Source organism: Halorubrum sp. CGM5_25_10-8B, from assembly GCF_005435095.1.
Classification (GTDB): domain Archaea; phylum Halobacteriota; class Halobacteria; order Halobacteriales; family Haloferacaceae; genus Halorubrum; species Halorubrum ezzemoulense.
Genome location: NZ_SGTY01000012.1, coordinates 87,489 through 103,614, shown reverse-complemented (window position 1 = coordinate 103,614; position 16,126 = coordinate 87,489). Strand labels below are relative to the sequence as shown.

The window sequence follows — 16,126 nt, the reverse complement described above, 5'->3', positions numbered from 1 at the left end:
GGCGTTGGGGGGCTCTCCGCGGCGGCGTACCTCGCGGCCGCCGGCGCGGAGGTGACGGTGTACGAGCGCGCCGAGCGCGTCGGCGGGGTCGCCGGTCGGATCGAACTCGACGGGTTCCGGTTCGACACCGGGCCGTCGTGGTACCTCCTTCCGGACCTGTTCGACCGGTTCTTCGACGACTTCGGTCGGTCGACCGAGGAGTTCTACGACTTGACGCGGCTCGACCCCCACTACCGCGTCTTCTGGGACGACGGCGACAGCGCCGACGTGCCCGCCGATCCCGACGCGGCCGCCGAGCTGTTCGAGTCGTACGAGGCGGGCGCTGGCGAGGCGTTCCGCGAGTACCTCGCCGACGCCGAGCGAGCGTACGACGCGGGGATGGACCGGTTCGTGCTCCCCGGACGATCGCGGTTCCGAGACTACCTCTCGCTGGACGTCCTCGCCGGGGGACGGGAGCTCGACCTCCTCTCCACGCTCGACGAGACGGTGCGGTCGTACGTCGATCACCCGAAGCTCAGGCAGCTGTTGGAGTACACGCTCGTCTTCCTCGGCGGGTCGCCGCACAACACGCCGGCGCTGTACCAGCTGATGAGCCACGTCGACTACGGGCTCGGCGTCTACTACCCCATGGGCGGGATGTACGAGGTGATCGAGGCGGTCGAAACGGTGGCGCGCGACGCCGGCGCAGACGTTCACACGGGCGTCGAGGTGACGGCGCTGGAGCCGATAGACGGCGGCGTCGAAGTCGAGCTCGGCGGCGACCGCTACGTCCACGATCGGGTCGTCTGTAATGCGCCGCCGGCGCACGTCGAGCGCGAGCTGCTCCCCGACGGCGCCGTCTCGCGGGTCGGCGACTACTGGGACCGGCGGACGTACGGGCCCGCGGCGCACCTGCTGTACCTCGGCGTCGAGGGGGAGCTGCCGGAGCTGGAACACCACACGCTCGCGCTGCCGACGGACTGGGACCCGCACTTCGCGGCGATATTCGACGACCCCGCGTGGCCGACTGGGGAGACGGACCCGGTCGTGTACGTGAACGTGCCCTCGCGCACCGACCCGTCGGTCGCGCCCGACGGCCACGAGGCGGTCGTGACGCTCGTGCCGCTCGCGCCCGGGCTCGACGACACCCCCGAGCGACGGACGGCGCTCAGGGAGCGCGTCCTCGACGCCGTGGCGTCGCGGGCCGGCGCCGACCTCCGCGGCCGGATCGTCGCCGAGGAGTCCGCGTGCGTCTCCGAGTTCGCCGAGCGGTTCGACCAGCCCGGCGGGAGCGCGCTCGGACTCGCGCACACGATGCGACAGACCGGCCCGCTCCGCCCCGGGCCGCGCGTCCGCGGGACCGACCGGCTCTACTACGTCGGCGGGAGCAGCAACCCGGGGATCGGGGTGCCGATGTGCCTGCTCGGCGGCGAACACTGCGCGGCCGCCGTCGAGGCGGACGTCGGCGCTGGCCCGCTGGACCGACTCCCGCTGGTCGGTCGATGACCGCGAGGGACGAAACGATCGTCTGGTATTTAACCGATAAATAAGAATATTTCGAATAATACGAGTCGGTTCCGGAATCTGTTAGAAAAACCTTACCAGTCAGGTTGGTACATTTAATAAATACGCCACGTGATACACACCGTCGCATGATCGAAACAGCAGCGGCCGACATACTCGCAAGCGGAATGGTCCCGCTCGAAATGACCCAAACGCAGATCTTCGAGGCCGTTCAGAGCGACACGCTCCTCGCTTCGTCGCTCTGGATCAACATCGCCCTCGCGGGCCTCTCGATCCTCCTCTTCGTGTACATGGGCCGGAACGTGGAGGACCCGCGCGCGCAACTGATCTTCGTGGCCACGCTGATGGTCCCGCTGGTCTCTATCTCCAGTTACACCGGCCTCGTCTCCGGGCTCACGGTGAGCTTCCTCGAAATGCCGGCCGGCCACGCATTGGCCGGGCAGGAGGTTCTCACCCCGTGGGGCCGGTACCTCACGTGGGCGCTGTCGACGCCGATGATCCTCATCGCGCTCGGCCTGCTGGCCGGGTCGAACACCACGAAGCTGTTCACGGCCGTCGTGGCCGACATCGGGATGTGCGTCACCGGCCTCGCGGCCGCGCTGACGACGTCTTCGTACCTGCTCCGCTGGGTGTGGTACGCGATCAGCTGCGCGTTCTTCGTCGTCGTCCTCTACATCCTGCTCGCCGAGTGGGCCGAGGACGCCGAGATCGCCGGGACGGCGGACATCTTCAACACGCTGAAGGTGCTCACCGTGGTCCTCTGGCTCGGCTACCCGATCTTCTGGGCGCTCGGCGCCGAGGGGTTGGCGGTGCTTGACGTCGCGATCACCTCGTGGGCGTACAGCGGGATGGACATCGTCGCGAAGTACCTCTTCGCGTTCCTCCTGCTCCGGTGGGTCGTCAACAACGAGCGGACGGTCGCCGACGTGGCGTCCGGCCTCGGCTCGGGCTCGCGCGGCGGTGCGGCGCCCGCCGACGACTGAAGCCGGTCGCGTTCTCGCGGACCTTTTTTCGGTCGCTCGCCCGCCAGCGGTCGGCGTGACGACCGAGAGCAAAGCGCTAAACCCGCGGCGGCGGTGAATCGGGACATGAAACAGGCGATCGTCGCGCGGACGGACATCGGGATGGGCGAGGGGAAGCTCGCCGCGCAGGTCGCGCACGCGTCGCTGTCGGCGTATCAGGACGCGAGCGAGCGGGCGCGGAAGAAGTGGCAGGGCGAGGGACAGAAGAAGGTCGTCCTCAATGGCGACTCCGAGAGCCGGCTGTTCGAGCTGGCCGACAAGGCGGACAGGGAGGGGCTCCCGTACGCGATCGTCCGCGACGCCGGGCACACACAGTTAGAGCCCGGCACCGTCACCGCGCTCGCGGTCGGGCCGGCCCGCGACGACAGCGTCGACCGCGTGACCGGCGACCTCTCGCTGTACTGAATGGCCCCCGAACGCACCCTCCGCGAGGCGCACCCGACTGAGCGCGCCGTCGGGATCGCGTACTACGTCAGCGACGCCGACGGGATCGGCGGCCGGCTCCGCGAGTCGCCGGAGGACTTTCGGGTCCGGGAGCTGGAGGCGTTCGACGCGGAGCCGCTCGGCGTCGAAGCGGGGAGCTACCCCGAACTCGTCGTCCGGGCGACGCTCCGCGACTGGGACACGAACGACTTCGCGCGCCGGCTCTCGGACGCCCTCGGGATCAGCCGCGAGCGCGTCTCGTGGGCGGGGACGAAGGACAAGCGCGCCGTCACCACGCAGCTGTTCACGGTCCGCGGGGTCGACGCGGACGCGCTCCCCGAGATCCGCGGCGCCGATGTCGAGGCGCTCGGCCGGGCGGGGCGGAGCCTCTCGTTCGGCGACCTCGCCGGCAACGCCTTCGAGATCCGCGTCGCGGACGCGGTCGGGGAGGCACCCGAGCGTGTCGCGGACGCGGTACAAGACCTCCGGGCGTTCGCGGGCGGCGCGGACGGGCCGAACGACTCCTCGACCGGTGAGCGGGCGTTTCCGATCGAGGCGACCGTCGGCGTCCCGAACTACTTCGGCCAGCAGCGCTTCGGCAGCCGGCGACCGGTCACCCACGTCGTCGGGCTCGCGATCGCCCGCGAGGACCCCCGCGAGGCGGTCCGGCTGTACGCGGGTAACCCGGCCGAGACGGAGCCGGACGACACCCGCGCCGCGCGCGACCGTGTGAACGCGGCCTTCGGCGTGAGCGACGGTTCCGGAGCCGACGACGGCTTCGGGGCCGACGGCAGTCCCGGCGACGGCGGTCGCGCCGCCGACGGCACGGGCGACGGCGACTGGGCCGCGTGCCTCGACGCGATCCCCGGGAAGCTCCGGTTCGAGCGGTCGATGGTCCACCGGCTCGCCGACCGCGGCGTCGACCCCGACGCGCCGCCCGACGACGAGGACTGGTGGCACGCGCTGGAGGCCGTTCCCTCGAACCTCCAGCGGCTGTTCGTCAACGCCGCACAGTCGTTCCTCTTCAACCGGATCATCAGCGAGCGGCTGCGCCGCGGCCTCCCCTTCGACCGCCCCGTCGCCGGCGACGTGGTCTGTTTCGCCGACGGCGACGCGCCCGGGGAGCTGTACGCGCCCGACGCGGACCGGCTCCAGCGGGTCGACGCCGACCGCGTCGACGTGGTCGCCAGGCACTGCGAGCGCGGGCGGGCGTTCGTTACCGCGCCGCTGGTGGGCACCGAGACGGAGCTCGGCGACGGCGAGCCCGGCGAGATCGAACGCGAGGTGCTCGCGGACGCCGGCATCGAGCCGGGGGACTTCGACCTCCCCGGCGAGTTCGACTCCGCGGGCACCCGGCGGGCGATCCTCCTTCGGACCGACCTCGACGCGTCGTTCGCGGACGGCGACCCCCGGTTCGCGTTCGCGCTGCCGAGCGGGTCGTACGCGACCGTGCTGCTCCGCGAGTTCACGAAGCGCGGCCCGCTAGCCCTCTGATCGATCCGCGTTTGTGTATTTTTGTTAACCTCGCGGCGGCGGAAACCACCACGATACTGCGACACGTTCCGAGCCGTTTTTGTGCGGCTGTCGTCAATCGAGGCCATGACCCGAATCGTCGTCATCGACCTCCACGGCCAGTTCACGCACCTCGAACGGCGGGCGCTCCGCGACCTCGGCGTCGACACCGAGATCGTCTCGGCCGACGCGCCGGCCGACGAGGTCGACGCTGACGGGGTCGTCCTCTCGGGCGGGCCCGACATGGACCGCGTCGGGAACGCGCCGGACTACCTCGACCGCGACCTCCCCGTCCTCGGGATCTGCCTCGGGATGCAGCTGATCGCCAGCGAACTCGACGGCGCGGTCGGCGAGGGCGACTACGGCGGCTACGCCGACGTGGACGTGGAGATCGTCGACGACGAGGACCCGCTCGTCGGCTCGCTCGCGCCGGAGACGCGCGTCTGGGCCTCCCACGCCGACGAGGTGACCGAGCTGCCCGACGGGTTCGGTCGCACCGCCACCTCCGACGTCTGCGGCATCGAGGCCATGGCCGACCCGGACGCGGGGCTGTACGGCGTCCAGTGGCACCCGGAGGTCGCGCACACGGAGCGCGGCGAGGAGGTCTTCGAGAACTTCGTCGCGATCTGCGAGTCGGCCTGACGGCGTCGCGCGGACCCGAGGCCCGCCGGTAGCGGCGGTGAAAGAACGGAAGGAGACGGCGAGCGCCTACTCGTCGAACAGTTCGTCGACGGCCTCGCCCGCGGTCTCGACCGCCTCCTGCGCGACCGCCTCTCTGTCTGGCTCGGCGTCCGCGGGCGCGTTGAGGTAGACGTCGACGTCGAGGACCCCGTCTTCGAAGGTGACGGTGACGTCGAGATCCGTAACGGCCGACTGGTCGTAGTGTTTGAAAACGATCCCCTCGGCCGCCTCGGCGGCGGTGCGAACGACCTCATCGTCGCTCGGGTCCGAGGCGGCGTCGGCGTCGTCGGCCACGGCCTTACGCGCCGCCGGCGCCCGGGCCGCCCGGTCCCATCGGGCCGCCGCCGCCGGCGCCGCCCTGGAGCATCTGCTGGAGCTCGCTCTGGAGGTCGTCGAACTGCTCCTCGACGCGCTCCTCCTGCTTCGTGAGCTGCTCGACGCGGACCTCGAGCGAGTCGACCTTGTCCTCGAGGTCGTCGTAGGCGGACTCGTAGTCCGTCTCGACGAGGACCTCGCCGATCTCGCGGTACATGCCCGCGTCCTCGTCGACGTCTTCGAGGGCGTCGAGGGCGGTCTTCGACTCGTTGAGCGCGGACTGCGCCTGCTCCTTCTGCTCGGCGACCTGCTGTGCGGTCTCCTGAAGCTCCTGCAGCTCCTCGATCTTCTCCTGTGCCTCGGGCGGCATGTTCCCTTGCATGGGCGGACCGAGGCGGCCCGGACAGAAAAACCCCTTACTTCTCCGACGAGGGACAATTCGCAGCGCAGCGGACTGAAAGGCCGCCGTATCGGCATCTCCGGTGATCCTCAATCGCGGCCGGTACCGACGCGTTCGGCGACGGCGATCAGTCGCGACCAGCTGTTGACGCCGGCGCGCAGCGCCACGAGGTCGTCGGCGAGCACGCGGATCCGGACAGCGTCGCCCTCGCGGTCGACCGTCGCGGTCGAGCGGGCGTCGTCGATCTCGCCGATCTCGGGGCCGAGCGCGTCGGCCACGACCCGTGCGCGCCGCTCGGAGGGGTAGGTGAACGAGAGGACCGTCTCGTGTGCGCGCGTCACGGTCCGAGAGGGAGACGAAAGCGTCGGATTACTCGACGTTCACTTCCTTCACGTCGCCGCCGCGCTCCTTCAGGAGGACGCGGTGGCCGCAGTACGGGCAGCGCACGCCGCCGTACTCGTCGAGGGTGACGTCGCGCTTACAGCGGGAGCACTTGTAGCTCATCGTCCTATTCCTCGTCGGCGAGCGCGGCGCGGATGGAGCGGCGGACGGTGCGACCGCCGGGCGTCTCGGGGCGGTACGCGCCGCCCGTGAACGTCTCGCCGGTCTCCTCGTTGACCCAGATGCCGGTACCCACGCGCTTGACGTCGTCGCCGTCGACGGTCGCGTTGCGCATCTCCTCTTCGATGTCCTGGACCCGCTTGCGGGCGACCCGGCCGTAGCGAGCGCCGAATCGGCCCGCGCTGCCGGTGCTTCGAGCCTTGTCCTCAGCCATAGTAGCCACTCCTACCGCCAGCGCAGGTAAAAAGGCTGCGAGTCGCGGCGGTTGGAAAGTCACGCGCGACGAGAGAAGGCAACCGGATGTGACGGCGGCGCGTGCCTGCGAGCGGCCGGAGCGAAGCGGAGGCCGCGAGGGGCACGCGCGAGGGAGTCAGTCGCCCGAAGCGAAGCGAGGGCGAGTGACGAGGCTGGGGAGGTGTGAGGCACGGGGCGGCGCTGTGCGGGGTGGGACTCGAAGGGGCAGCCGTGAGGGCGCCGTAGGCGATGTAAGCACCGGAACGAGGGAGCGAACGAAGTGAGCGACCGAGTGAGGAGCACAGCGAGCGTACGGCGCCCTCACGGCTGGGGCTTTGGCGGTGGGAACCGGCGATCTGTAGCTGACCGAGCAGAGTTGAGCGGCTTGAGCTTCGGCTGTGTTCGACTCCGGAGTACCGATATGAATGGAACACACACCCGCGTATCGACCGCAACACATTTCACAACCAAGTAATACTACCAAGTTGTATGGACGGATTCAACGGCTTCGCGGACGTGAGCGAGACCGACGTGACGAAGGCGATCGGGAACGAGTGGACCGACGGATTCCTCGATTTCACCGACTCCGAGGTCATCGTCCTCGGCGGCGGCCCCTCCGGACTGATGGCCGCGAAGGAGCTGGCCGAGCGCGGCGTGAAGGTGATGATCGTCGAGAAGAACAACTACCTCGGCGGCGGCTTCTGGCTCGGCGGGTTCCTGATGAACACCGTGACGGTCCGGGACCCCGCCCAGGAGATCCTCGACGACCTCAACGTGGAGTACGAACCGGTCGAGGACGTGGACGGGCTCTACACCGCCGCGGGGCCGGAGGCCTGCTCCGGGCTGATCAAGGCGGCCTGCGACGCCGGCGCGCGCGTCCAGAACATGACCGAGTTCACCGACCTCGTCGTCCGGGACGACCACGAGGTCGGGGGGATCGTGATGAACTGGACGCCGGTCCACGCGCTCCCGCGCGAGATCACCTGCGTCGATCCGATCGCGGTCGAGTCCGACCTCGTCATCGACGCGACCGGCCACGACGCGGTCGCGATCAGCAAGCTCGACGAGCGCGGCGTCCTCTCGGCGCCCGGGATCGAGCACGCGAAGGAGCACAACACCGGCATGGACCAGACGGGCGACGGCGAGTACGGCGCGCCCGGCCACGACTCGCCCGGCCACGACTCGATGTGGGTCGGTGAGAGCGAGGACGCGGTCGTCGAGCACACCGGCGTCGTCCACGACGGCCTGATCGCCTCCGGGATGGCGGTCGCGACCGCCCACGGCCTCCCGCGGATGGGCCCGACGTTCGGCGCGATGCTCGTCTCCGGCAAGCGCGCCGCGCAGTCCGCGCTCGACGAGCTCGGCGTCGACGCGCCCGAGGTGTCGCTGTCGACCGGTAGCGCGCCCGCGCCCGCCGACGACTGAAAATCCGTCACCGCTGACGCTGCGGCGACCGACCCTCCACCGTTCCGATCGCTCGGCGATACGTACTCGACTGCGGAGCGACCGCGAGCGCCGGCAGGGCCCCGGTCGCGGGCTCCGTGTCCGGGACCCGCGAGGGACCGTTCTTCACGAACGTTCACTCGGGAGCGACTCAACCGGGTGCCTTTTTCAGCCGCTACGCCGAACCCGGCGGTATGCGAAACGCCAAGATCGTCTGTACGATCGGTCCCGCCTCGGACGACCGGGACACGATCCGCGGCCTCGCCGACGCGGGGATGTCCGTCGTCCGACTCAACGCCAGCCACGGGACGACCGACCACCGGGAGACGGTGATCGAGCGCGCCCGCGCCGTCGACGACGAGATCGACGACCCGCTCGCGGTGATGGTCGACCTGAAGGGGCCGGAGGTCCGCACCGCCGAGATCGACGACCCGATCGCGCTCGCCGAGGGCTCGGAAGTGAGCTTCCTCGAAGGCGACGACGCGACGCCCGAGCGCGTCGGGCTCACCCACTCGATCGGGGCCGCCGAGCCGGGCGACACGATCCTCCTCGACGACGGCCGGATCGAGTGCCGCGTCGAGCGCGTCGACGGCGAGTCCGTGGTCGCGACGGTCGTCTCGGGCGGCAAGCTCGGCTCCCGGAAGGGCGTGAACCTGCCGGGCGTCGCCATCGACGTGGACCTGATCACCCCGGAAGACGAGGCCGAACTCGACCTCGCGGCCCGGACGAACGCCGACTTCGTGGCGGCCTCGTTCGTGCGCGACGCGGACGACGTGTACCGGATCGCCGACGAGCTGGAGGCGCGCGGCGGCGACGACATCCCGATCGTCGCGAAGATCGAACGCGCCGGGGCGGTCGAGAACCTGGAGGGGATCGTCGACGCCGCCGACGGCGTGATGGTCGCCCGCGGCGACCTCGGCGTCGAGTGCCCGCTTGAGGACGTGCCCGTGATCCAGAAGCGGATCATCCGGACCTGCGTCAACGAGGGCGTCCCCGTCATCACCGCGACGGAGATGCTCGACTCGATGGTCTCCTCGCGGCGGCCGACCCGCGCGGAGGCCTCCGACGTGGCGAACGCCGTCCTCGACGGCACCGACGCCGTGATGCTCTCCGGCGAGACCGCGGTCGGCGAGGACCCGATCAACGTCGTCGACACGATGGACCGGATCGTCCGGCAGGTCGAGTCTAGTGACGAGTACGCGGAGACGCGCGAGCAGCGCGTCCCGACCGCCGAGGAGGGCTCCCGGACGGAGGCGCTGGCGCGGTCGGCGCGCTACCTCGCGCGCGACATCGGCGCCTCCACGGTGGTCGCGGTCTCCGAGTCGGGCTTCACGGCGCGAAAGACCGCGATGTTCCGCCCGGGCGTCCCGGTCGTCGCGACGACGCCGAACGACCGGGTCCGCCGACAGCTCGCCCTCTCGTGGGGAGTCCGACCGGTGTTGACCGAGTACGCCAACGACATGGAGTCGATCCTCGACAACGCGGTCGACGCCGCGCTCGACCGCGGCGGCGCGGCGTCCGGCGACACCCTCGTGGTCCTCTCCGGGATGCTCACCGAGCTGGAGGGGACGAACACGACGAACACCCTGAAGGTCCACGTCGCCGCGGAGACGCTCGTGACCGGGAAAGGGGCCGTGGCCGGCCGCGTGGCCGCCCCAGTCCACCGGACCGAGGACGGCGACCTCGACGCGCTCCCCGAGGACTCCGTGGTCGCGCTGGGGCCCGAGTTCAACGGGGAGTTCGGCGGCGACCTCGACCGGATCGCCGGCATCGTCGACGCCCGCGAGGGGATGACCGGCTACCCCGCCGTCGTCGCCCGCGAGCTGGGCGTCCCGATGGTCTCCGGCGCCGCCCTCCCCGAGTCGGTCGCCGACGGGACCACGGTGACCGTCGACGGCGAGCGCGGCGTCGTCTACGACGGCGACGTGCTCCGCGCGGCCCGCGAGCGGTAAGTACCGTCGACGCCCGCGACGCGACCGCCGCGCTCGGTCCGGGACCGACGCGCCCGCCAGCCATTTATTACGGAGTCGCGTACGAGGTCGTATGAGCGACGAATCCGGCGACGGTGCCCGCGACGGAGACTCGGCCGTCGAGGCCGGCGACGACGCCGTCACCGGCGATCGGAGCCGAGCCAACGACGCGGGCGAGAAGGGCCCGGACGGCGGGACCGAGTGGCGCTTCTCGGTCGACGACGTGGGGCCGGACGGGGTCACCGAGGACACCGCCACCCCGGCGGACGAACCGATCGAGCCGGGCGACATCACCCTCGAACACGCGGCGTTCGTCGTCCTCGGCGTCGCCCTCACCGTCGGCACCTTAGTGGTCGGACTCTGAGTCGGACGCCGCGGGGAGACCGGACGAGGAGCGTCGAGAGCGTCCGAGCGACGAGCGGCGAGACGGCCCGAGGGGAGAGCGTCAACGGCTCGTCGGACGCCGCGCGACCGCGCGCACCACCACTTATCAGGCCGCGGCCGTAGGACCGAACATGAACGCGCTGGCACAGTCCGGACTCCTCTCGCCGGACACCCTCCCCCTCCTGCTGTTGACCGCGGGGCTGCTGCTCTCGATGGCGGAGGCGCTCGCGCCGGGGGCGAACTTCATCGTCGTCGGCATCGCGCTCATCGGCGCCGGGCTCGGCGGGCTGGCGCTGACCTCGCTCGGCGTCGCCGGCGCCCTCCTCACCCTGTTCATGGCGCTGCTGACGCTCGTGTTCGGTGCGGCCGCCTTCTACGCCTACCACGAGTTCGACTTCTACGGCGGGAAGGGGCAACAGCAGACCAGCGACAGCGACTCCCTGAAGGGGAAGACCGGAACCGTCACGGAGCGCGTGACGCCCACGGGCGGCGAGGTGAAACTCGCCGGCGGCGGGTTCAACCCACACTACTCCGCCCGGTCGATGGAGGGGACGATAGACGAGGGCGAGGAGGTGATGGTGGTCGACCCCGGCGGGGGGAACGTCGTCACCGTGGAGTCGATGGGGTACGTCGAGGACGACATCGACCGCGAGCTGGCGGCCGACCGCGCGCGGAAGGCCGCGGCGAGCGAGGCCGAGCGGGAGGCGGACGCGGCCGAAGAGGACGCCGACCCGGAGGCCGAACTCGAACGGGAGTGACGCGGTCGGCGGCGGCGCGTTCGACCGAAAAAGCACTTGTGTGTCGCCCCGGATCGCTTGGGCGTGCCCTCCCCGCTCGCCGTCCTCACGAGTCCGATCGGTAGCGTCCTCGACCGCGTCCGCGACGCGGTCGACTCTCCCCGCGCCGGGACCGTCGCGGTCGCGATGCTGGTCGTCGTCACGATCGGCACCAGTGTCGGAATCATCGCGCTCGGGGCTGTCTTCGACGCGACGGTCGACCAGCAGATCACGGTCGACAACCCGGATCGCCCCTCGGAGTCGACCTGCGAGACCTTCGGCGACGACCCCGACTCCGCGTTCGCAGAGGAGTGTGACGAGCCGAAGCAAATCGAGGTCGACGCGGGCGAGGAACTGAGCGACGCCGCGAACGGCTACATCCACTACGGGCTGCTCGGCGTCCCGATCTGGTGGGTCGCGTTCGCGCTCGCGCTCCACGTCGGGGCGCTCGTCGCGGGCGGCTCCGGCTCCGTCGGCGACTCCTTCGTGATCGCCGGGTGGGCGATCGGGGCTGAACTGCTCCGGCTCGGCGCCGGGATCGTCGCGATCTGGTACACGCTCTCGAACGCGGCGCCCGCGGGGTCGTCGTTCGAGGCGCTCACGACGGACCTCGTCGCCGCGATCACGAGCGCGACGGGGCCGCTGCTGGTCGCGTCCGCGGTAGCGATCGCGATCCAGTGGGTCGTGGTCGTCGGCGGGCTGGAGGCCGTACACGACCTCGACCGCGGCCCCGCGGCGGGGGTGGCGACGTTCTTCGCCGCGATCGCCCTCCTGATCGCGGCGGTCTGAGCGCTCCCAGAGCGGTCGGCCCCGGGCGTCGGTTCGAGCGCTCGGAGCCGCCGATTCGGGAGTTTTTAAGCCGCCGGCGCTCCCCCTCTCGGTATGATCCTGTCCGACGCAGACATCCTCGACCGGCTCGCCGAGGGCGACCTCGCGATCGAGCCGCTCGACGACGTCGACCAGCAGGTCCAGCCCGCCAGCGTGGACCTGCGGCTCGGCGAGCGGTTCCTGGAGTTCCAGCGCACCAACATCCCCTGTATCCACCCGACAGACGCCGGCGAGGTGAGCGAGTACGTCACCGAGACGACCGTCGCCGAGGGCGACGAGTTCATCCTCCACCCCGGCGACTTCGTCCTCGGGACGACCGCCGAGCGGGTCAAGATTCCGGACGACCTCGTCGCGCACGTCGAGGGGCGCTCTTCGCTCGGGCGACTCGCCATCGTCGTCCACGCCACCGCTGGGCTGTGCGACCCCGGCTACGAGGGCCAGATTACCCTCGAACTCTCGAACCTCGGGACCGCCCCCGTGGCGCTCTCGCCCGGGATGCGCGTCTCGCAGCTCACCTTCACCGAGCTGAAGCGGCCCGCGGACCGGCCGTACGGCGCCGAGCGGGGCTCGAAGTACCAAGGACAGGACGGCCCGCAGGCGTCGCGGATCGGCGACGATCCGGAGTTCGCCAACGATAGCCGCACCGATGAAGCGGCCGGAGGTGACGGGCGATGAGGTTCATCGAGGAGGTCGTCGTCGACGAGTTCCTGCCGACCGTCCGCTCGATGCTCGCGGAGGACCTCCGCGACCGCGGGTTCACCCAGAGCGAGGTCGCCGACGCCCTCGGCATCTCGCAGTCGGCGGTCTCGAAGTACGCCGCCGGCGACGTGGCCAGGCACGAAGACATCGTCGCGGACGAGCGCGTGCGCGACCTCGTCGAGCGCGTCGGCGAGGGGCTCGCGAGCGGCGACCTCACGCCCGTGGCCGCGCTCGTCGAAATCGAGGTGCTGATCCGCCAGCTGGAGGAGGGCGACCTGCTCGCCGACCTCCACGAGGCGGCGATGCCGGGGCTCGCCGACGCCGACGTGGAGTTCTCGGTCCACGACCCGGACAGCGGGCTCCGCGAGCGCGAGCGCGTCCTCACCTCGGTTCGGCGCGGGCTCCGCACCCTGACGAACGCCTCCGGCTTCGCCGGGCTCATCCCGAACGTCGGCGCGAACGTCGCCGAGTGTACCGACGACGCCGCCACGGTCGACGACGTGGCCGCGGTCCCGGGCCGGCTCGTCGACGTGAAGGGCCGCGCGATGGTGCCCGGCGAGCCGGAGTTCGGCGTGAGCGAACACGTCGCGACGGTGCTGCTCGCGGCGCGCGAGGCCGGGTCCGGCGTCCGGGGCGCGGTGAACCTCCGGTACGACCCGGAGACGGTCGCGGCGCTCGGCGAGTCGCACCCGACCGTCGAGTTCGACGCCGAGCGCGAGACCCGCGAGGCGGTCGCCGACGCGGTCGCGGCCGCCGACCGCTCGGCGGACGACGAGGCGGAGACGCTCGTGGCGTACCAGACCGGCGCGGTCGGCGTCGAGCCGATCGTGTACGTCCTCGCGCCGACCGCTGCCGAGGCGGCGCGGATCGTCCGCGGCCTGCTGTGACGCGGGGCAGGTCGTCCGCGACCGACCGTGACCCCGTCACGGGCGACGGGTTTTAGACCGGACCGTCCAAATTCACGGGCGTGACACGGACACGGCGGTCCGGGATGCGGACGCGCTCCTTCTAGCGGCGGGCGGACCCGTCGCGGCGGCGACGGCCGGTAGCGCGGCCGACGCCGGCGCGGCGGCAAATCCCGCCGCCCTTCCGCAGCGCCCGGACCGTCGACCCGGCCGCGGTGTGACCAGTTCCCGAGCCGGCCGCGACGGCCCAGAACCAGCGGGCTTTAGACCCGATCGACCGACATACGACATACACACACCACATGAGCCACGACGACTTCCCCACGGCCGACCCGGCGGTGGTGACCTGTGGGCTGCCGTACGCCAACGGCGACCTCCACATCGGTCACCTCCGCACCTACGTCGGCGGCGACGTGTACAGCCGCGCGCTCGAACGACTCGGGCAGGAGACCGCGTTCGTCTCCGGCTCCGACATGCACGGCACGCCGGTCGCGGTCAACGCCGAGCAGGAGGGCGTCTCCCCGGAGGCGTTCGCGCTCGACTGGCACGAGCGCTACGCGGAGACGTTCCCGAAGTTCAACGTCGAGTTCGACAACTACGGCCACACCCACGACGAGACGAACACGGCGGTGACTCAGGAGCTCGTCCGCGACCTCGACGAGGCGGGCCACCTCTACGAGAAGGAGATCATGGTCGCGTACGACCCCGTCGACGACCAGTACCTCCCGGACCGCTACGTCGAGGGGACCTGCCCCTACTGCGGCGCGCACGCCCGCGGCGACGAGTGCGACGAGGGGTGCCAGCGCCACCTCGAACCCGGCGAGGTCGAGGACCCCGAGTCGACGATCACCGGCAACCCCGCGGAGTACCGCGAGCGCACCCACAAGTTCTTCGCGGTCTCGGAGTTCGCCGACTACCTCTCTGACTTTCTCGACCGGCTTGAGGGCACCTCGAACGCCCGCAACCAGCCTCGCGAGTGGATCGAGCAGGGGCTCCAGGACTGGTGTATTACCCGCGACATGGACTGGGGGATCGACCTGCCCGGCGGGAACCCGCAGGACCTCGTCCTCTACGTCTGGGTCGACGCCCCGATCGAGTACATCTCCTCGACGAAGCAGTACTCCGAGCGCGTCGGCGCGGACGCGTTCGACTGGGAGGCGGCCTGGAAGGAGGGCGCCAGCGACGAGCACCCCGAGGGCGGCGAGATCGTCCACGTGATCGGCCGCGACATCATCCAGCACCATACGATATTCTGGCCCGCGATGCTGGAGGCGACCGACCACGCGGAGCCGCGCGCGGTGATGGCGAGCGGGTTCGTCACCCTCGACGGGAAGGGGTTCTCGACCAGCCGCGACCGCGCGGTCTGGGCCGACGAGTACCTCGACGAGGGGTTCCACCCGGACCCGCTGCGCTACTACCTCGCCACCAACGGCGGGTTCCAGCAGGACGTGGACTTCTCGTGGGAGAAGTTCGCCGAGCGCGTCAACACCGAGCTCGTGGGGACCGTCGGCAACTTCCTCTACCGCTCGCTGCTGTTCGCCCACCGCAACTTCGAGGGCGGCCCCGACGCCGATGCCCCGAGCGACGACGTGGCGGCGCGGATCGACGAGGCGGTCGACGACGTGGCCGCCGCGGTCAACGACTACTCCGTGCGGGCGCTGGGCGACGCGGTCACCGACCTCGCGCGGTACGGCAACGAGTACATCCAGCGCAACGAGCCGTGGAAGCTCGTCGACGAGGCCCCCGACGAGGCGGAGCAGGTCATCTACGACTGCGTCGCGCTCGCGAAGGCGATCGGGGTCCTCTTCGAGCCGCTGGGCCCCGAGAAGAGCGAACGACTCTGGGAGCAGCTCGGCGAGCCCGGCTCCGTCCACGAGACCACCGTCGAGGCGGCACGGGAGGGCCCGGCGGGCGACCTGAGCGAGCCGACTGAGCTGTTCGAACAGATCGAAGACGAGCGCGTCGAGGCGCTCAACGAGAAGCTCGAAGCGCGCGTCGCCGAGGCGGAAGCGGACGACGGCGACGAGGAGCGCGACGACGGCGCGGACGCGACCGACGACGACGGAACCGACGCGAACGCCGACGAAGCCGACGCCGACGACACCGACATGACCGACATCGAACCCCTCAGCGACGACCGCATCAGCTTCGACGACTTCCAGGAACTGGACATCCGCGTCGGGCGGATCGAGGACGCGGTCGGGATCGACGGCGCCGACGAGCTGCTGAAGCTCACCGTCGACCTCGGCGCGGAGACCCGGACGATCGTTGCGGGGCTCAAGCAGCTCCACGACGTCGACGACCTGCCCGACACGAAGGTGATCGTGCTCGCGAACATGGAGAAGGCGGAGCTGTTCGGCGTCGAGTCCAACGGGATGGTCCTCGCGGCCGGCGAGGAGGCCGACCTCCTCACCACCTACGAGGGCGCCGGACCGGGCACGAAGGTGAAGTGAGGCGACGGACCGGCCGG

18 protein-coding genes are annotated in these 16,126 nt (G+C 70.8%); 13 read left to right on the top strand and 5 right to left on the bottom strand.

Annotation, left to right across the window (positions count from 1 at the left end; translation table 11 throughout):
- The 5 genes from EXE51_RS12545 to EXE51_RS12525 form a co-directional block, all read left to right on the top strand.
- Positions 1–1,485, top strand: a 1,485-nt coding sequence (locus EXE51_RS12545) for an NAD(P)/FAD-dependent oxidoreductase (protein ID WP_137692781.1), incomplete at its 5' end; no start/stop codon positions are given.
- Positions 1,486–1,685: 200 nt separating this feature from the next.
- The gene (locus tag EXE51_RS12540) at positions 1,686–2,486 is read left to right on the top strand and encodes a bacteriorhodopsin (RefSeq protein WP_086220664.1); all 801 of its coding nucleotides are present in this window, start codon (positions 1,686–1,688) and stop codon (positions 2,484–2,486) included.
- A gap of 105 nt (positions 2,487–2,591) precedes the next feature.
- Positions 2,592–2,930 carry a peptidyl-tRNA hydrolase Pth2 gene (gene pth2 / locus EXE51_RS12535; RefSeq protein ID WP_137692780.1) on the top strand — a complete coding sequence of 113 codons (339 nt, stop codon included), beginning with the start codon at positions 2,592–2,594 and terminating at the stop codon, positions 2,928–2,930.
- Positions 2,931–4,442 carry a tRNA pseudouridine(13) synthase TruD gene (gene truD, locus EXE51_RS12530; RefSeq protein ID WP_086220659.1) on the top strand — a complete coding sequence of 504 codons (1,512 nt, stop codon included), beginning with the start codon at positions 2,931–2,933 and terminating at the stop codon, positions 4,440–4,442.
- 105 nt (positions 4,443–4,547) lie between these two features.
- On the top strand, positions 4,548–5,102 hold the full coding sequence (locus tag EXE51_RS12525; protein WP_049932452.1) for a GMP synthase subunit A: 555 nt from the start codon (positions 4,548–4,550) through the stop codon (positions 5,100–5,102).
- Positions 5,103–5,168: 66 nt separating this feature from the next.
- Here the strand turns inward: EXE51_RS12525 and EXE51_RS12520 are convergent, their stop codons facing one another.
- The 5 genes from EXE51_RS12520 to EXE51_RS12500 all read right to left on the bottom strand — a co-directional run bounded on the left by EXE51_RS12520 (position 5,169) and on the right by EXE51_RS12500 (position 6,631).
- Positions 5,169–5,435: a DUF3194 domain-containing protein gene (locus EXE51_RS12520; RefSeq protein WP_049932451.1), complete on the bottom strand. Its 267-nt coding sequence runs from the start codon at positions 5,433–5,435 to the stop codon at positions 5,169–5,171.
- Between the two features lie 4 nt (positions 5,436–5,439).
- Positions 5,440–5,826 carry a prefoldin subunit beta gene (locus tag EXE51_RS12515; protein ID WP_008440520.1) on the bottom strand — a complete coding sequence of 129 codons (387 nt, stop codon included), beginning with the start codon at positions 5,824–5,826 and terminating at the stop codon, positions 5,440–5,442.
- 119 nt (positions 5,827–5,945) lie between these two features.
- On the bottom strand, positions 5,946–6,197 hold the full coding sequence (locus tag EXE51_RS12510) for a KEOPS complex subunit Pcc1 (protein WP_086220662.1): 252 nt from the start codon (positions 6,195–6,197) through the stop codon (positions 5,946–5,948).
- A 28-nt stretch (positions 6,198–6,225) separates the two neighbouring features.
- Positions 6,226–6,360: a DNA-directed RNA polymerase subunit P gene (locus EXE51_RS12505; RefSeq protein ID WP_004049526.1), complete on the bottom strand. Its 135-nt coding sequence runs from the start codon at positions 6,358–6,360 to the stop codon at positions 6,226–6,228.
- A gap of 4 nt (positions 6,361–6,364) precedes the next feature.
- A complete protein-coding gene (locus tag EXE51_RS12500; protein ID WP_049932448.1) occupies positions 6,365–6,631 on the bottom strand; it encodes a hypothetical protein in 267 nt (88 codons plus the stop codon).
- Positions 6,632–7,140: 509 nt separating this feature from the next.
- On the opposite strand from EXE51_RS12500, the gene EXE51_RS12495 reads away from it, so the two are divergent.
- From EXE51_RS12495 to metG, 8 genes are all read left to right on the top strand, one after another.
- The gene (locus EXE51_RS12495; RefSeq protein WP_049932447.1) at positions 7,141–8,076 is read left to right on the top strand and encodes a sulfide-dependent adenosine diphosphate thiazole synthase; all 936 of its coding nucleotides are present in this window, start codon (positions 7,141–7,143) and stop codon (positions 8,074–8,076) included.
- 212 nt (positions 8,077–8,288) lie between these two features.
- Positions 8,289–10,046, top strand: a complete 1,758-nt coding sequence (gene pyk / locus EXE51_RS12490; protein WP_049932445.1) for a pyruvate kinase — start codon at positions 8,289–8,291, stop codon at positions 10,044–10,046.
- Positions 10,047–10,137: 91 nt separating this feature from the next.
- A complete protein-coding gene (locus tag EXE51_RS12485) occupies positions 10,138–10,428 on the top strand; it encodes a hypothetical protein (protein WP_049932443.1) in 291 nt (96 codons plus the stop codon).
- 151 nt (positions 10,429–10,579) lie between these two features.
- Entirely contained in the window at positions 10,580–11,206 is a 627-nt protein-coding gene (locus tag EXE51_RS12480; protein ID WP_049932441.1) for an NfeD family protein, read from the top strand.
- A 63-nt stretch (positions 11,207–11,269) separates the two neighbouring features.
- A complete protein-coding gene (locus EXE51_RS12475; protein ID WP_094495240.1) occupies positions 11,270–12,013 on the top strand; it encodes a YIP1 family protein in 744 nt (247 codons plus the stop codon).
- A gap of 93 nt (positions 12,014–12,106) precedes the next feature.
- On the top strand, positions 12,107–12,727 hold the full coding sequence (dcd, locus tag EXE51_RS12470) for a dCTP deaminase (protein WP_094519608.1): 621 nt from the start codon (positions 12,107–12,109) through the stop codon (positions 12,725–12,727).
- Positions 12,724–13,638 (top strand): thiamine-phosphate synthase family protein, encoded by a 915-nt coding sequence (locus EXE51_RS12465; RefSeq protein WP_089307948.1) that lies wholly within the window; start codon positions 12,724–12,726, stop codon positions 13,636–13,638. Before dcd ends, EXE51_RS12465 begins: the two co-directional genes overlap by 4 nt.
- 320 nt (positions 13,639–13,958) lie before the next feature.
- Positions 13,959–16,109, top strand: coding sequence for a methionine--tRNA ligase (gene metG, locus EXE51_RS12460; RefSeq protein WP_137692779.1), 2,151 nt, complete (start codon positions 13,959–13,961; stop codon positions 16,107–16,109).
- Positions 16,110–16,126 lie beyond the last annotated feature (17 nt).